The organism is Flavobacterium sp. I-STPP5a (genome assembly GCF_009764685.1).
GTDB lineage: Bacteria > Bacteroidota > Bacteroidia > Flavobacteriales > Flavobacteriaceae > Flavobacterium.
On sequence record NZ_VHLM01000084.1, the window covers coordinates 27,719 to 42,453 of the forward strand.

Sequence of the window (14,735 nt, forward strand, 5' to 3'; positions counted from 1 at the left end):
CCCAAAAATGGAACTTCTAAATAACAATTTATCTGCATTGCTCATTTTATTTATTTTAGGTTTGCGTCACGGTTTAGATCCGGATCACATTACGGTAATAGACAATTATACCTATCGTTTGCATGAAAATAAAAACACTTGGTCAAGATGGGTTGGAACATTATTTACTTTCGGCCACGGTGTGATGGTTACCCTAATTGCATTAACGCTTAGCTACCTTAAAAATCAATTTGAAGTTCCTTCTTGGGTTGATTTTTTACTTAATTGGGTACCTATGACTTTACTATTCATAATGGGAATTGGAAACATCATTTCTTTATCGCAAGCTAAAAATGGTAATTCCTTGAGTATCAAAAAACACCTCATCCCTAAATTTTTAGACCAAAATTTAAACCCATTTACGGTATTCTTAACGGGGCTTATTTTCGGATTTATCTTTGATACTTCTTCTCAAATTGCCGCTTTTGGGTTAGCAGTTTCGGGAACACATCATTGGTTATTTTCGGTTATCGGTGGCCTTGTTTTCTCTATCGGATTAATATTTACAGGAACCATCGACTCGTTTTTATTAAGTAAACTGTTAAAAACATTCGACCAAACCAAAATTCAAAAGCACCGCTTTAAGTTAAATATACTAATTACGGTAATGTGTTTCATTATACCTTTTTATAAAATAGGAACCGTATTTAAACCCAATTTAGAACTTAACGATTTTCAAAATAACTTAGTAGGACTAGGATTTCTTGGGACAATTCTTTTCCTCTATTTCGATTTGTATCTGCGTTCTAGAACAAAAGCTATCTAATGAAAAACAATAAAATAAGTATTCTGGGTTGTGGATGGTTAGGATTGCCTTTGGCTGAAACTCTGATTCAAAAAGGGTATTCTATTAAGGGATCCACTACCGATTTAGATAAAATTGCGCTCTTAAAAGACAAAGGTATTTTGCCTTATCAAATAACTATAAGCGACACTGAGATTCAAACAGATGATATTGCTGACTTTTTAGATTCGGATATTTTAATTATTAATTTTCCACCAAAAAGAAGACCTGATATTGTAGCGTTCCATACACGTCAATTCAAACTTTTAATTCCAAAATTAATTGAAAGCCGAATTAAGCAAGTATTGTTTGTTAGCTCAACATCAGTCTATCCTGATACGAATGAAACCGTTACTGAAAGTGAAACTAGAATTCCAGAAAAGGAAAGCGGAAAAGCGTTGTTAATTGTAGAAAAAATGCTTTTAGAACAGAAACATTTCAGTACAACTATTCTTCGTTTTTCTGGATTAATAGGCTACGATAGAATGCCAGGGCGTTTTTTGGCAGGAAAAAAGGACGTGCAAAATGGCGAAGCCCCTATAAACGTGATTCATCAAGACGATTGTATTGCGATTATAGATAGCATTCTAAAAAAAGAAATCTGGGGAGAAATATTCAATGCCAGTACCGATATTCATCCTAAACGTAGGGAGTATTATGAACTGGCAGCTGAAAAAATTGGTCTTGAAAAACCAACATTTGCCCCATCAGAAAATTTATGCTATAAAATAATAAATTCAGATAAACTAAAAACAAAATTGGACTACCAGTTTAAGTATCCAAATCCGCTGGATTTGTTAAATGCAGAATAAAGTATGAAAATCGCCAGAACAATTGCGCTCTCTATCACACATAGCAGTTATGGAGACCCGCGCGAGAACAAACTGGCTAATCATACCATATTCCAACAAAAACAATATTAGCTACACATGAATATAAAAGACCCCAAAATAATTAATATCAGTATTGTTGGTTCAGGGCCAGGTGATCCAGAATTGCTTACTGTGAAAGCGGTTAAGCGAATTCAGAATGCCGATATTATCTTGCATGACAATTTAATTTCTGATGAAATTTTGAATTTGGCTTCCGCCAATGCTCAAAAAATATATGTAGGTAGAAAATTTGGAGACATAGTAGATTCGATGACACGTCAAGACACTATACACGATTTGTTTCTTAAATACGTGCACCAAAACAAAAAAATTGTTCGCCTAAAATCAGGGGATTCGTTTATTTTTGGGAGAGTAGCCGAAGAGATTCGCTTTTTAACGGATCACAATATTGATTTTGAAGTTATTCCGGGAATTACAGCAGGAATGGCTGCAGCCAACTCCCAACATATTCCTCTTACCGAACGTAATAAAACCAATTCAGTCCTATTTTGTACTGGTCATACCGCAACGTACGACTTTGAACAGTTGGACGCATTGGCAAATATGCTTAAAACAGGTACTACGCTCATTATGTACATGGGCTACAAAAATTTGAATGAAGTAATCGGTACTTTTAAAAGAATTACACCTGATGAAACATTATATATTTCGGCAATTTCGAAAGTATCACAAGCTGATGAAACAATTTTTACCGGTACTTTAGAAGAGATGGAGGACAAACTTAAACTAGAAACAATTCCAATGCCCGTTGTTTTTATAGTAGGAAAACATGCATTTCCAATTGATACTAATATAACTAAAATTTTAGAAGAGAATGAATACTAAAAAAGGAATTTTAATTTGTGGACATGGAAGCAGAGATCCAGAAGGTGTTACTGGATTCAAGGAATTAGTACGTCTCTTAAAAATACGTTATCCCAATTATGAAGTTGATTATGGTTTTCTTGAATTTTCTCATCCCGTTTATGCAGCTGCAGTAGAGCGTTTGTATACTAATGGAATCCGCGAAATTATTGCTATTCCTGCCATTCTTTTTGCTGGCGGACATGCCAAGAATGACATTCCATACGAAATGAATGCGCTTCAAAGTCAATATCCAGATTTAAAGATTACTTTGGGAAAACACTTTGGCATCACGCCATCCATATTACAGCTTTCTAAAAAACTGATAGAAGCAACTGAATCTAGACTAACGTCATTAGACCGAAAAGAAACTTGTTTATTAGTTGTCGGTCGTGGCACCTCCGATCCTGATGCCAATTCAGACATTGCAAAAATGGCTCGAATGCTTTGGGAAGGAATGGGTTTTGGTTTTGCAACTACAACCTATATTGGAGTTACTCAACCAATATTAAAAGATACGTTACCATTAGTGAACAAACTGCCCTATAAACGAGTAGTGGTATTGCCTGTATTTTTATTTACAGGTGTTTTACTAAAGAAAATATATACTCAAGTTGAAGATTTTGCGAGCAACTCTGATACTGAATTTTGTTATACCGCTTCTTTTGAATGTGACGAACTGCTACTACAAACCATTGACGATCGTATTGCCGAAGTAGAGCAAGGCAATCCCAATATGAATTGCCAATTATGCAAATACCGTACACAAATCATTGGTTTTGAAAACGAAGTAGGCAAAGAACAAAAAGGACATCACTTGGCGGTAAAAGGAATTTTATTTGAAGAAGAAGAAAAAATAGCAGTCAAAAAAACACCTTTTTCAGGTTTAAGAAAACTATTAGGAATATAAAAAATGATAAAAACAGGAAAAATATACGGTATCTCTTTAGGTCCTGGTGATCCAGATTTGATTACCATAAAAGGACTTAAAACACTCCAAAAATCGGATAAAGTATATTATCCTGGTTCCTTATTGCCTAATGGGAAAACAACCAGTTTCTCCTTGCCTATTTTGCAACACCACCAACTGGACGAAAAAAAATTAGTCGGAATGTTTCTCAAAATGTCTGATGACAGAGCGCAAGCCGAAGCTACATATAGGGCCACTTTTCAATCTATGTTGGAAGATTATCATAACGGTTTAACAATTGTTTTTGTCAGCGAAGGAGACAGCTTGTTTTACAGCACTTTTGCGTATTTATTAGAACACATACAACAACACCAACTCGATGTCGAAATTATTGCTGGCGTTCCCTCCTTTATATTAGCAACGGCACAACACCAGTTACCATTAGCCATACTAAACGAGAAAATTGCCATCATACCAAGGGTCAAGAACAGTCAAGAACTAGAAACCACCTTAAACGATTTTGACACAGTAGTTTTAATAAAAATACGAAGTGTACTTAAAGATATTTTCCCTTTTTTGATAACAAGTGGACTGACAATTATGTATTGTGAACGATTGGGAACAACACAACAATACATTACAACGAATATAGAAGACATTAAGAATAGAGAGATTCCTTATTTCTCTTTGTTAATTATAAAAAAGAAAAAATGAAACTAAGCGTAGTAGGAATAGGCCCCGGCGGACAAGAATATATTTTACCAATTGCACAATCGGTTTTGGCAGATGCCGATGTTGTAATTGGGTATCATTATTATTTTCAATTTATAGAGCATTTGCTAAAAGAAAATTGCGAATGTATTGGAAAAGAATTAACCGAAGAAGAGGCACGAGCCGTCTTAGCAGTAAACCGTTGTGAAAAAGGCAAGCATATAGTAGTAATAAGCTCTGGAGATGCTGGCATTTATGCTATGGCATCCTTGGTCTACCAATATGCGAGCACCCAAACCGATAAAGACATCGACTTACAAACCATTCCGGGAATAAGTGCTTTTATTGCTTCGGCTGGAAAATTGGGCGCACCGCTAGGACACGACTTTTGCTGTATCTCCCTATCCGATTTAATGACCCCTTGGACAACAATTGAGAAAAGAATTCACGCTGCAGCAACAGGGGATTTCGTTACTTCACTGTACAACCCAAGAAGTAAAAAACGTTTTTGGCAGCTCAACCGACTCAAAGAAATTTTCTTAAAACACCGCAGTCCTACTACTCCAGTTGCAGTAATTCGTCAAGTTACACGTCCAGATGAGCACATCACTATTACCACTTTGGGCGAATTCGACACCGAAATTGTCGATATGTTTTCATTAGTTATGATTGGAAATTCACAAACCTATCAATTCAAAAATTTCCTCGTGACACCGCGTGGTTATTTGGCTCGAAAACCCCATACAGGACAGGAAATTCAAGACGAAAGCTTTCGCCAAATTGCCGAAAGTTTACAACGTACCGACCTCCCAAGAGCAGACAAATGGGCAGTGATGCGCTGCGTACACACAACAGCCGATTTTGAATACGAAAATCTCTATTTATCGAGTAATAATGCCATCGAAAAATGGAATGATTACCTCATAAACGGAGGTACAATTATTACCGATGTCACGATGGTGCAATCTGGAATCACAAAAGAATTTACAGGAAAATACCAAAACCAGGTACTTTGCTATCTGAATGATCCCGAAGCTACGGCACTAGCACAAAGCGAAAACATCACCCGTAGTCAAGCAGGAATCCGATTAGCATTGGCAAAACATCCTAACGCTTTGTACGTGGTAGGTAATGCTCCCACTGCTCTATTCGAATTGTGTGAGCAAATAATAGACGAAAAATGCAAACCTGTTGGCGTGGTTGGTGCTCCCGTAGGATTTGTAAATGTTGTGGAATCTAAACTGAAATTACAGGCAATCACAAGTATTCCGTATGTTATTATCCGAGAACGTAAAGGAGGAAGTAATGTGGCAGCAAGTATTGTAAACGCAGCGTTTACATTATAATTAACAATGGATAATTAACAATGGATAATTAAAATGCATAATTGACAATTTAAAATGGATAATTTTTAAATAATAATAATAATGAGAGATAATGTAATCAAAACGAAATCATTCCTTTTTGCTCTAGAAATTATTAAAATCTCAAAAAGTTTAATGGAAAACAAAAGGGAGTATGTATTGTCAAAACAAGTCTTGCGTTCAGGTACATCTATAGGTGCTATGGTGCGAGAATCTGAGCATGCAGAATCTAAAAATGATTTTATACATAAATTATCAATTGCGCTAAAAGAAGCCAATGAAACCGAATATTGGTTGTTATTGCTACGAGAATCCCAATACTTAACACCAGATGAAACAGAAAACATATTAAAGTCAATTCTTGAAATTATAAAATTACTTACTTCTATTATAAAAACAAGTAAAACAAATCGGTAAGTATGGATTTATCCCCAACAACAATCATCAATTGTCAATTAACAATCATCAATTATTTTTTAATTGGCATATCCGACAACCCGAATTTCGTTTTTTCAGACGAAACACAACTCTTGTTGCAATCGCAGCAGGTGTTTTCGGGTGGGAAACGCCATTATGAATTGGTACAAAAACACCTTCCCAAAAATCATCAATGGATAACTATTTCGGGAGAAATGAGTGTGTTATTCGAAACATACAAACAGCAAGGTGAGGTCATTATTGTTTTCGCATCGGGCGACCCTTTATTTTATGGATTTGCAAATACCATTCAGAAATTTCATCCCGAAGCAACCGTAAAAACGATACCATATTTCAATAGCATTCAATTGTTGTGTCACAAAGCAGGCGTTACGTACTCAAATATTACGTATACTTCCGTTCACGGGCGCAGTTGGAAAGAACTGGATGTAGCATTGATGGAACAAAAAGAATGTATTGGTATATTGACAGATGCTCAAAAATCGCCTCAAGCAATTGCTAAAAGAGCATTGGAATATGGTTATAAAAACTACCAAATGATAGTAGGCGAATCTTTGGAAGGCCATGATGAAAAGATAAGCCATCTCACTTTAGCCAAAGCGATACAACAAGAATATCAACCGCTAAATTGTATTTTACTGATCAAGAAAGAACAAAAAACAAAACCCTTTGGCATTCCCGACACCGATTTTGAAGGATTACCCAATCGTCCCAATATGATTACCAAAATGCCCATTCGATTGCTGAGTTTATCCCAATTGGATCTACACAACCGAAAAACACTTTGGGATATTGGCTTTTGCACAGGCTCTATTTCAATCGAGGCGCAATTACAATTCTCAAATTTAGATGTTTTGGCTTTTGAAATTCGTCCCGAATGCGAATCGATTTTAGAAAATAATGCTCGAAAGTTTGGTGCTTTGAGTATTCAAGCTGTTATGGGCGATTTCTTTTTACAAAATCTAGACGAATTAAAACAACCCGATACCATTTTTATCGGCGGGCATGGCAACCGATTGGCGTCATTAATTACTAGAATAGATTCATATTTGTTACCAAAAGGGCGAATCGTAATTAATGCCGTTAAGCAAGAAAGCAAAACCGAATTTATACAAAGCGTACAGCAACTCAATTATGAGCTGCTTTTATCAACAACCATAAAAATAGATCAACACAACGAAGTAACTATCTTGACCGCTCAAAAGCAATAGTTATTAGAACTTATATTTAAATAAATGAAAAAAATAGCTTTACTAGCCAGCACTGACAAAGGAGTACTTTTAGGGAAAATACTTCAAAAAGAATTTCAAAAATCAGTTTTGGTATCTACCCGAAAACACGAAGGAATTACCGAAATCGAATCGATTGCATTGTTTCTAGAATCAAATTTCACAGCTTTTGACGGTTTTATTTTTATTGGAGCATTGGGGATTTGTGTGAGGAGCATTGCTCCCTATTTGGAAAACAAAACCAAAGACCCAGCTATTATCAATATCGACGAAGCGGGTAAATTTGTACAATCGGTGCTTTCAGGACATTTGGGAGGTGCCAATGAATTAGCACAAAATTTAGCCAAAGTTATTGGCGCACAAGCCGTAATTACAACTGCTAGTGACGGGCAAGATATTTGGGCTTTGGATACTTTGGCAAAAACGTACAACTGGAAAACGCAAAGTACCATTGGAATGAATGAAATCATTTCGTTATTTGTTAACAATAAACCCACCGCTTTATTACTAGATATTAAAGACAAAGGCTGTACTTTTTTAGAAAAAAACAAACCCGATTTTGTTACTGTTTATTACAGCTATGAAGCAATTGATTTTTCTAAGTATGATCTTTTTCTAGCCGTAACCTATACGGTTTATTCGTCTCCAATTCCGGCATTGTATTATTACGCTCCGGTAATTACTATGGGTATGGGTTGTTCAAGAGATATCGAATCGGATTTATTGGAAGTTTCTTTTAGAGAACAATTACAACAAAATTGTATTGCTGTCGAATCTATAAAATCATTCGGTTCTTTGGATGTAAAACACGACGAAGTGGCTTTTATAGCTTTGGCAAATACGTTACAAATTCCGTTTATCACTTTTACAGCCGATGAATTGAATTCGAAAGTAAGTGCAAATCCATCAGAAGTTGTGATGAGCAAGTTAGGCGTTCATAGTGTTGCAGAAGCTTCGGCAATGCTATTGGCACAAACTGATGATTTGATTTTAGAAAAACAAAAACTGCATTTGTCCTCGGGTAAAAAACACACCATCGCTTTGTCATTAGACAAAAAAGCAAAACGAAAAGCCGAAATAGTAATTGTAGGTGCTGGTCCCGGTGCGGCCGATTTGATATGTGTAAAAGGAAAAGAACTACTGGAAGAAGCCGATTTGATTTTGTATGCGGGAAGCCTTATTCCAGTTGAGCTAACCCATTATGCCAAAGCTAATGCAATCGTTCGTAACTCAGCAAGTATGACCCTTGAAGAACAAATAGAAATTATGGACGAACATTATGCACAAGGGCACTTAATTGTACGTTTACAATCGGGAGATCCTTCCATTTACGGAGCTATTCAGGAGCAAATGACCATTTTTGACGAGAAAGGGATGGATTATTCTATTGTTCCAGGTATTTCGTCCTTTCAGGCTGCAGCAGCGTATTTGAAATCGGAATTCACTATTCCAGAAGTCGTTCAAACAATTATTTTAACCCGAGGAGAAGGAAAAACACCCCTTCCGGAAAAAGAGAAACTGAACGAAATGGCGAAACATCAAGCCACAATGTGCATCTTTTTGAGTGCTACTATTGCTAAATCAGTTCAAGAACAACTACTGGAACATTATCCCGAAGATACTCCCGTTGGCGTTTTATATAGAGTAACTTGGAAAGACGAAAGGGTTTTTGTGGGCAAACTTTCCGAATTGGCTCAAATAATTCGTGATAACAAACTAACTTTAACAACTTTAGTGATTGTTGGAGCTGCCATTGGTGCAAGAAAAAATCGTTCCTATTTGTACAGCCCTGAGTGGAAACATGTTTTTAGAACAGGGAAAGAAGCAAAAATTAAGGGGTAATTGATAATGGATAATTATCAATTGTCAATTTTTAATTGTCAATTAAAAAAAAATGATACTAGTTTTCGGCGGTACAACAGAAGGAAAAAAAGTAGCGAAGTTTCTCGAAACGGAAGCCTTGCCTTACTTTTATTCTACAAAAACGGAAATCGAATTTGACAAAGGACAATTCGGAAGCTATCGTTTTGGCGCATTCACTCCTGCAACATTAATTGCATTTTGTCAAGAAAAAAAAATACGTACCATCATACACGCGAGCCATCCTTTTGCCGAAATATTGCATCAAACCATAGCCGAAGCAAGCACCTTTTTATCGCTGACTGTCATTCGTTTTGAAAGACAATATCCTCTAAAAAGAGCTTCGGAGGATGTGATTTATGTCAAAAATTATGCAGAAGCCATTGACTATTTGAATACTAAAAAGATAGAAAGTTTATTGGCTTTGACAGGAGTACAAACCATTGAAAAGCTGGAATCGTATTGGAAAAAAAACAGTACTTACTTTCGGATTTTACCTCGGGAAAGTTCTTTGGCAATAGCCAAAAAAGCAGGGTTCCCAAAAGAAAATTTGATTTTAGAATTTCCAAGTGATGATTTAAATTATGAAATTGAGATTTTAAAAAAATACAATTGTAAAGCGGTAATTACCAAAGAAAGTGGTGAATCGGGATTTTTATCCACTAAAATTGAAGCTGCCAAAATTTGCGCAATTCCCATTGTGATTATCGAAAGAGTTATGTTGCCTAAGAGTTTTCTATTAGTATCTAATGAAACTGATTTGTTTAATTTTATGGCTTTAAAAAAATAAAAAATGGCATTGCTTCCTATTCCAGATGGTCCTTTACGCAGCGGCTACACCACAGGGGCTTGTGCAACTGCTTGTGCAAAAGCGGCACTAACAAGCCTTTTGGAGCAAAAAGAAGTCACGGAAATAGAAATTACTCTGCCAATAGGTCAAAAAGTAACATTTGTCATTACTTCGTGTATTTTCGATTCACAACAAGCCACATGCACCACCGTAAAAGATGCAGGAGATGACCCTGATGTTACACATGGTGCAACAATTGGTTGTAAAGTTTCTTTAAATGAAGCTAAGGGTATTCAATTTCTTCAAGGTAAAGGAGTGGGTATTGTGACCTTACCTGGATTAGCCATTCCGGTGGGCGAACCTGCCATTAATCCCATGCCAAGGAAAATGATTACCGATGCGGTACATTTTGTTAAACACCAATTTCAATGTGACAAAGGTGTAGATGTGGAAGTTTTTGTAGTAAATGGGGAAGAAATTGCAAAAAGAACATTGAATTCCCGCATCGGAATTTTAAACGGGATTTCGATTTTAGGAACAACGGGGATTGTGAAAGCATTTAGCTCAGCAGCCTATGTTGCTAGCATCACACAAGGCATTGATGTAGCGATTGCCAATGGCTGTTCTGAAATTGTCATCAATTCGGGAGGAAGATCGGAGAATTTATTGAAAGTCCGATTCCCGCATTTGCCTGAATTTGCTTTTATACAATACGGCAATTGGATTGGAGATACTTTAGAAAAAATAAAATCAGTTCCCCTAGAGAAAGTAACCATTGGAATAATGATAGGAAAAGCAGCCAAACTGGCTCAAGGCGAACTTGATACCCACAGCGGAAAATCAACTTGGGACAAAGCATTCATACATCAAATGGCTAAGAATTGCGGGTATAGCGATGAACAATGTTTGCCCATTTTAGATTTGAATATGGCAAGACGACTGACAGAGATTTTCGATTTTACAGAGCATGAACCTTTCTTTAAATCCTTACGACAACATTGTTATGATGTTTGTAAGCAACATATCCCGAATGTAATATTGACCGTACTTTTGATTGATGCGAATGATAAAATTATATAGCCTTTCTTTGGTCTCAACACAAAGATTAAAATTTAAAATTTGACCTTGTTATTGGTATTGAAATTAGTACTGAAATTGTTATTGAAATTTAGAAATTAAAAAAAATATAAGATGATAGGTTATCTATTTACAGATTCGCTTTTATTAGGCATACAGCATTCATTTGAACCGGATCACATGGCAGCGGTTTCGGTATTAGCATCCGAGCGCAGAGACAACAAAATAGGTTTAGCAAAACTACTATGGCGTTCTTCGCAATGGGCTGTGGGACATTCAGTAACCCTGTTGCTTTTTAGTGCTTTTGCTTTAGTATTAAAATCCACATTACCCTTAAATCTTTCTACTTACGCTGAAATTGCGGTAGGTCCGGTAATGATTTGGTTGGGAATATCTGCAATCAGACGCAATCATAAACTCAAAAAGATAATGGACCTTCATCGAACTATTGAAGCACACGAGCATACCACAAATGTACTCCATTTACACGGCAAACAAGGAGAAGAAATAGCAATGAATATACTAAGTCGTACCTTTTGGGTGGGAATGTTACACGGATTAGCAGGCACTGGAGGAGCTTGTTCGATTGCATTGGTCATGGCATCAAAGGATACCTATACCGCCATCGGAATTATTGCTTTGCAAAGTATCGGAATTATTATTGCCATGACTACTTACAGTTGCGTTTTGGCATTTTCGGTTTCCCGATTCATTGAGCGGAACCAAATTGCTTTCAAAATAATGAATGCCGTTGTCGGAGTTTTTTCAATATTTATTGGGATACTATGGATTTATAATGCACTAAACAATGGATAATTATCAATTAATAATGGAGAATTGTCAATTGCCAATGGACAATGAAAAAAAATATTTAAAAAAAGGCACACAATGAATATACCAAACACGAGAATTATCAATTGCCAATCATCAATTATTAATTATCCCTTTACCGCCATTTGCGGACAAGACGATTTTAAGTTGGCTTTGCTTTTATGCATGATTGATCCATCGCTGGGCGGGGTTTTGGCCTTGGGTGATAAAGGAACTGGGAAAACTACAACGGTTCGGGCACTACAAAACCTGATGAAAAATATTGAGAGTGATTTTCCATTTGTTAATTTACCTATAGGTGCTACCGAAGATCGGGTTTTAGGTTCCGTACACTTAGAAACTTTAATCAACGAAAAAAAACTGGAAGTCCAAAAAGGATTGCTAGCCAAGGCGCATCGCGGTATTTTATACATCGATGAAATCAATCTGTTGAATGATTACCTGATGGATATTTTGTTAGACGCATCTTCAAGTGGGGGGTATTTTCTAGAACGAGATGCGATTTCGCAATGGCTCGACAGCCGATTTTGTTTAGTAGGAACCATGAATCCAGAGGAAGGCGATTTACGTCCGCAGTTACTAGACCGTTTTGGACTGAGTGTCACTATAAAAACACCTACAGACAAAAAAATCCGAATGGAGATTGTGAATCGGCGTTTGGATTTTGATACGGATTCAACGGCATTTTGTAGCCAATTTGAAAATGATGAAAAGGAGTTGTCTAAAATGATTACATCCGCAAAAGAACAACTTCCTGCCATTTATGTTTCGGAAGAAATTAAGGAAAACATTGCAGACCAATGCATATCGCACCAAGTAGAAGGTCTGCGAGCCGACATTTTACTGATGAAAGCAAGTCGTGCTTATGCCGCTTTAGACAATTGTTCCGAAGTAACAGTGATTCATTTAGAGAAAGTCGCTCCTTTGGTCTTGAATCATCGGGCAAAACATTTTCCAAAAGACAATGACAGTGACAATGGCAATAGCAACGAAAATGGGACTGAAAATCAAAATGAAAATATAGAAAATAGCGGTTTAAGTGATTATTTATTACAGGCTACAGCAACGGAGCAGTTTTTAAAAATACAAATACCAAAGATTGATTCAAAAAAAGGATCATTGTTTAAAAATCAATTGATTCAAAAAAAGAGTCCACATCCTTTTGGGACAGGCACAACAGGAATTGATGTTTTGTCATCAGTAAAAGAATATTTGACTACACAAAAATTTAAAGTTCATTATAAAAAAGCAGTTTCCACGTCAAAAATTCACTTGGTTTTCCTGATCGATTCTAGTAGCTCAATGGTGAAAAATCAGCAAATTTCTTTTATAAAAGGATTGATTTCAGAAACGCTTCTTAAATTTAAAAACAAAAAAATAGTCCTTTCGGCAGTGGCATTGCAAAACGGTACGGCAACTATAATTTTAAAGCTTACGCAAAATGTAGAAAAATTTATATCCGCAGTACAACAGCTACGTTCTGGCGGAAAAACGAATTTAAAGGCGGGTTTGTCATTAGTTCACCAACTTTTAAAATCGAAAACGCCTCAGGAAGAAACAGTATTCTATGTCTTGACTGATGGCAAAATAAATAAAGGCGAAACCGAAAACCCCTTTGCAGAAGCAGTTTCTTATTTTAAAACCTATCTAAGAATCGCCAAAAACACCACGGTAATTGATACAGAAAAGGGCTTTGTAAAATTAGCTTTGGCTAAAAAATTAGCTAATGAGATGAATGCCAATTATCGCGTTATCGCATATTAGAATCCGATATGATGAATACAATTGTAGCGAATATAAAAACGTGTGGCCTTGTAACAGAATTGACTAACTCTCAATCTGATAATTTTATAATCATACAAAAACATTGGAAAATTTTTAATGAAGAGCTAAAAAAATACAAACTAAATCAAAATCGCGGGAATTGGGAAAAATTTGGTATTACCTATAAAAGGGATGAAAAGTATTTCTATTTGACAGCAATTCCAAAATTGGAGCAAGTATTTCCGGATCATTTTACTTTCATGGAAATTCCAAAAGGAGAGTATGAAATTTTTACGCACAAAGGAAAAATGGAAAATCTAAAACAGACAATTAATACCATTTATAAAATTAGTATTCCAAACTCAAACTTAAAAATTGAAGACCCTAAAAAAGTTGGATTCATTCATTTTGAAAAATACGATTATCGATTTCAATGGAACAAACCAACGTCCATTATTGATATATACCTGCCTTTGAAAACCAATTTTGAATAACTAAAATTGATATACCTAAAGTTAAATACGGAAAATAACTACAAAAAAAATAACCATACTAAAAAATATACTATGAAAATATACACTAAAAAAGGAGATACCGGAAAAACAGGATTATTTGGCGGAAGCCGCGTTTATAAAGATGATGTTCGTGTGAACTGTTACGGAACTTTAGACGAAGTAAATTCTACCATTGGTTTGTTGCGTGCTAAGTTAGGAACCGAACACGAATGGCAACAAAACCTGCATAAAATTCAGAAAGATATGATGGATATGATGTCACATTTGGCAAGACCATCAGATTGTAAAAAGGTAAACCCAAATCCAAAACCCGAAGATGGAGCGGAATTCTGCGAGGCTTGGATAGACGAACTGGAAGTTGCTATGACAAGCAAATCAGATTATTTCTTGCTTCCGGGCGGAAACGAAATTTCGGCTTTATGTCATGTCGTACGTACACAAATGCGTCGAGGCGAACGTTTATTGGTAAGTTTGATGAAAGAAGATGAGGTCGATGATTATATTCCTGCCTACATCAACAGAATGTCGGATCTTTTCTTCATTCTAGGTCGTGCCGAAATGGATAAAGCAGGTGTAGCCGAAGAAAAATGGCAGTTATTTTTATATAAAAGAAAGAAACAAATTGAATAATGATTAATTGATAATTGACAATGGATAATTATCAATTACCCATTGTTAATTATCAAT

At 36.0% G+C, this 14,735-nt stretch carries 15 protein-coding genes; all 15 read left to right on the plus strand.

Annotated elements, in window-relative coordinates:
- The first annotated feature begins 7 nt into the window (after window positions 1-7).
- The 15 genes from FJV36_RS15955 to FJV36_RS16025 all read left to right on the plus strand — a co-directional run bounded on the left by FJV36_RS15955 (window position 8) and on the right by FJV36_RS16025 (window position 14,678).
- Window positions 8-805, plus strand: a complete 798-nt coding sequence (locus FJV36_RS15955) for an NAD+ synthetase (RefSeq protein ID WP_158728361.1) — start codon at window positions 8-10, stop codon at window positions 803-805.
- The gene (locus FJV36_RS15960; protein WP_158728362.1) at window positions 805-1,635 is read left to right on the plus strand and encodes an SDR family oxidoreductase; all 831 of its coding nucleotides are present in this window, start codon (window positions 805-807) and stop codon (window positions 1,633-1,635) included. Before FJV36_RS15955 ends, FJV36_RS15960 begins: the two co-directional genes overlap by 1 nt.
- A 117-nt stretch (window positions 1,636-1,752) precedes the next feature.
- Window positions 1,753-2,541 (plus strand): uroporphyrinogen-III C-methyltransferase, encoded by a 789-nt coding sequence (gene cobA / locus FJV36_RS15965; RefSeq protein WP_158728363.1) that lies wholly within the window; start codon window positions 1,753-1,755, stop codon window positions 2,539-2,541.
- Complete coding sequence (locus FJV36_RS15970; protein ID WP_158728364.1) at window positions 2,531-3,469, plus strand: sirohydrochlorin chelatase; 939 nt, start codon at window positions 2,531-2,533, stop codon at window positions 3,467-3,469. Before cobA ends, FJV36_RS15970 begins: the two co-directional genes overlap by 11 nt.
- A gap of 3 nt (window positions 3,470-3,472) precedes the next feature.
- Window positions 3,473-4,183 carry a precorrin-2 C(20)-methyltransferase gene (gene cobI, locus FJV36_RS15975; RefSeq protein ID WP_233264541.1) on the plus strand — a complete coding sequence of 237 codons (711 nt, stop codon included), beginning with the start codon at window positions 3,473-3,475 and terminating at the stop codon, window positions 4,181-4,183.
- Complete coding sequence (gene cobJ, locus FJV36_RS15980; RefSeq protein ID WP_158728365.1) at window positions 4,180-5,526, plus strand: precorrin-3B C(17)-methyltransferase; 1,347 nt, start codon at window positions 4,180-4,182, stop codon at window positions 5,524-5,526. The genes cobI and cobJ overlap by 4 nt, the downstream gene beginning before the upstream one ends.
- A gap of 81 nt (window positions 5,527-5,607) precedes the next feature.
- A complete protein-coding gene (locus tag FJV36_RS15985; protein ID WP_199250870.1) occupies window positions 5,608-5,961 on the plus strand; it encodes a four helix bundle protein in 354 nt (117 codons plus the stop codon).
- A gap of 2 nt (window positions 5,962-5,963) precedes the next feature.
- Window positions 5,964-7,193: a precorrin-6y C5,15-methyltransferase (decarboxylating) subunit CbiE gene (cbiE, locus tag FJV36_RS15990; protein ID WP_158728366.1), complete on the plus strand. Its 1,230-nt coding sequence runs from the start codon at window positions 5,964-5,966 to the stop codon at window positions 7,191-7,193.
- A gap of 24 nt (window positions 7,194-7,217) precedes the next feature.
- Entirely contained in the window at window positions 7,218-9,053 is a 1,836-nt protein-coding gene (gene cobM, locus FJV36_RS15995; protein WP_158728367.1) for a precorrin-4 C(11)-methyltransferase, read from the plus strand.
- 52 nt (window positions 9,054-9,105) lie between these two features.
- Window positions 9,106-9,861, plus strand: a complete 756-nt coding sequence (gene cobK, locus FJV36_RS16000; RefSeq protein WP_158728368.1) for a precorrin-6A reductase — start codon at window positions 9,106-9,108, stop codon at window positions 9,859-9,861.
- A 3-nt stretch (window positions 9,862-9,864) separates the two neighbouring features.
- Window positions 9,865-10,941: a cobalt-precorrin-5B (C(1))-methyltransferase gene (locus tag FJV36_RS16005; RefSeq protein ID WP_158728369.1), complete on the plus strand. Its 1,077-nt coding sequence runs from the start codon at window positions 9,865-9,867 to the stop codon at window positions 10,939-10,941.
- 111 nt (window positions 10,942-11,052) lie between these two features.
- Window positions 11,053-11,754, plus strand: a complete 702-nt coding sequence (locus FJV36_RS16010) for a hypothetical protein (protein ID WP_158728370.1) — start codon at window positions 11,053-11,055, stop codon at window positions 11,752-11,754.
- A 72-nt stretch (window positions 11,755-11,826) separates the two neighbouring features.
- Window positions 11,827-13,533 carry a VWA domain-containing protein gene (locus FJV36_RS16015; protein WP_158728371.1) on the plus strand — a complete coding sequence of 569 codons (1,707 nt, stop codon included), beginning with the start codon at window positions 11,827-11,829 and terminating at the stop codon, window positions 13,531-13,533.
- Window positions 13,534-13,541: 8 nt separating this feature from the next.
- Window positions 13,542-14,027: a GyrI-like domain-containing protein gene (locus FJV36_RS16020; protein WP_199250871.1), complete on the plus strand. Its 486-nt coding sequence runs from the start codon at window positions 13,542-13,544 to the stop codon at window positions 14,025-14,027.
- Window positions 14,028-14,099: 72 nt separating this feature from the next.
- Window positions 14,100-14,678, plus strand: a complete 579-nt coding sequence (locus FJV36_RS16025) for a cob(I)yrinic acid a,c-diamide adenosyltransferase (protein WP_158728372.1) — start codon at window positions 14,100-14,102, stop codon at window positions 14,676-14,678.
- Window positions 14,679-14,735 lie beyond the last annotated feature (57 nt).

Excerpts from the sequence above, each read along its gene's own strand:
- FJV36_RS15955 (WP_158728361.1), top strand. The coding sequence starts at position 8 with ATGGAACTTCTAAATAACAATTTATCTGCATTGCTCATTTTATTTATT.
- FJV36_RS15960 (WP_158728362.1), top strand. The coding sequence starts at position 805 with ATGAAAAACAATAAAATAAGTATTCTGGGTTGTGGATGGTTAGGATTG.
- cobA (WP_158728363.1), top strand. The coding sequence starts at position 1,753 with ATGAATATAAAAGACCCCAAAATAATTAATATCAGTATTGTTGGTTCA.
- FJV36_RS15970 (WP_158728364.1), top strand. The coding sequence starts at position 2,531 with ATGAATACTAAAAAAGGAATTTTAATTTGTGGACATGGAAGCAGAGAT.
- cobI (WP_233264541.1), top strand. The coding sequence starts at position 3,473 with ATGATAAAAACAGGAAAAATATACGGTATCTCTTTAGGTCCTGGTGAT.
- cobJ (WP_158728365.1), top strand. The coding sequence starts at position 4,180 with ATGAAACTAAGCGTAGTAGGAATAGGCCCCGGCGGACAAGAATATATT.
- FJV36_RS15985 (WP_199250870.1), top strand. The coding sequence starts at position 5,608 with ATGAGAGATAATGTAATCAAAACGAAATCATTCCTTTTTGCTCTAGAA.
- cbiE (WP_158728366.1), top strand. The coding sequence starts at position 5,964 with ATGGATTTATCCCCAACAACAATCATCAATTGTCAATTAACAATCATC.
- cobM (WP_158728367.1), top strand. The coding sequence starts at position 7,218 with ATGAAAAAAATAGCTTTACTAGCCAGCACTGACAAAGGAGTACTTTTA.
- cobK (WP_158728368.1), top strand. The coding sequence starts at position 9,106 with ATGATACTAGTTTTCGGCGGTACAACAGAAGGAAAAAAAGTAGCGAAG.
- FJV36_RS16005 (WP_158728369.1), top strand. The coding sequence starts at position 9,865 with ATGGCATTGCTTCCTATTCCAGATGGTCCTTTACGCAGCGGCTACACC.
- FJV36_RS16010 (WP_158728370.1), top strand. The coding sequence starts at position 11,053 with ATGATAGGTTATCTATTTACAGATTCGCTTTTATTAGGCATACAGCAT.
- FJV36_RS16015 (WP_158728371.1), top strand. The coding sequence starts at position 11,827 with ATGAATATACCAAACACGAGAATTATCAATTGCCAATCATCAATTATT.
- FJV36_RS16020 (WP_199250871.1), top strand. The coding sequence starts at position 13,542 with ATGATGAATACAATTGTAGCGAATATAAAAACGTGTGGCCTTGTAACA.
- FJV36_RS16025 (WP_158728372.1), top strand. The coding sequence starts at position 14,100 with ATGAAAATATACACTAAAAAAGGAGATACCGGAAAAACAGGATTATTT.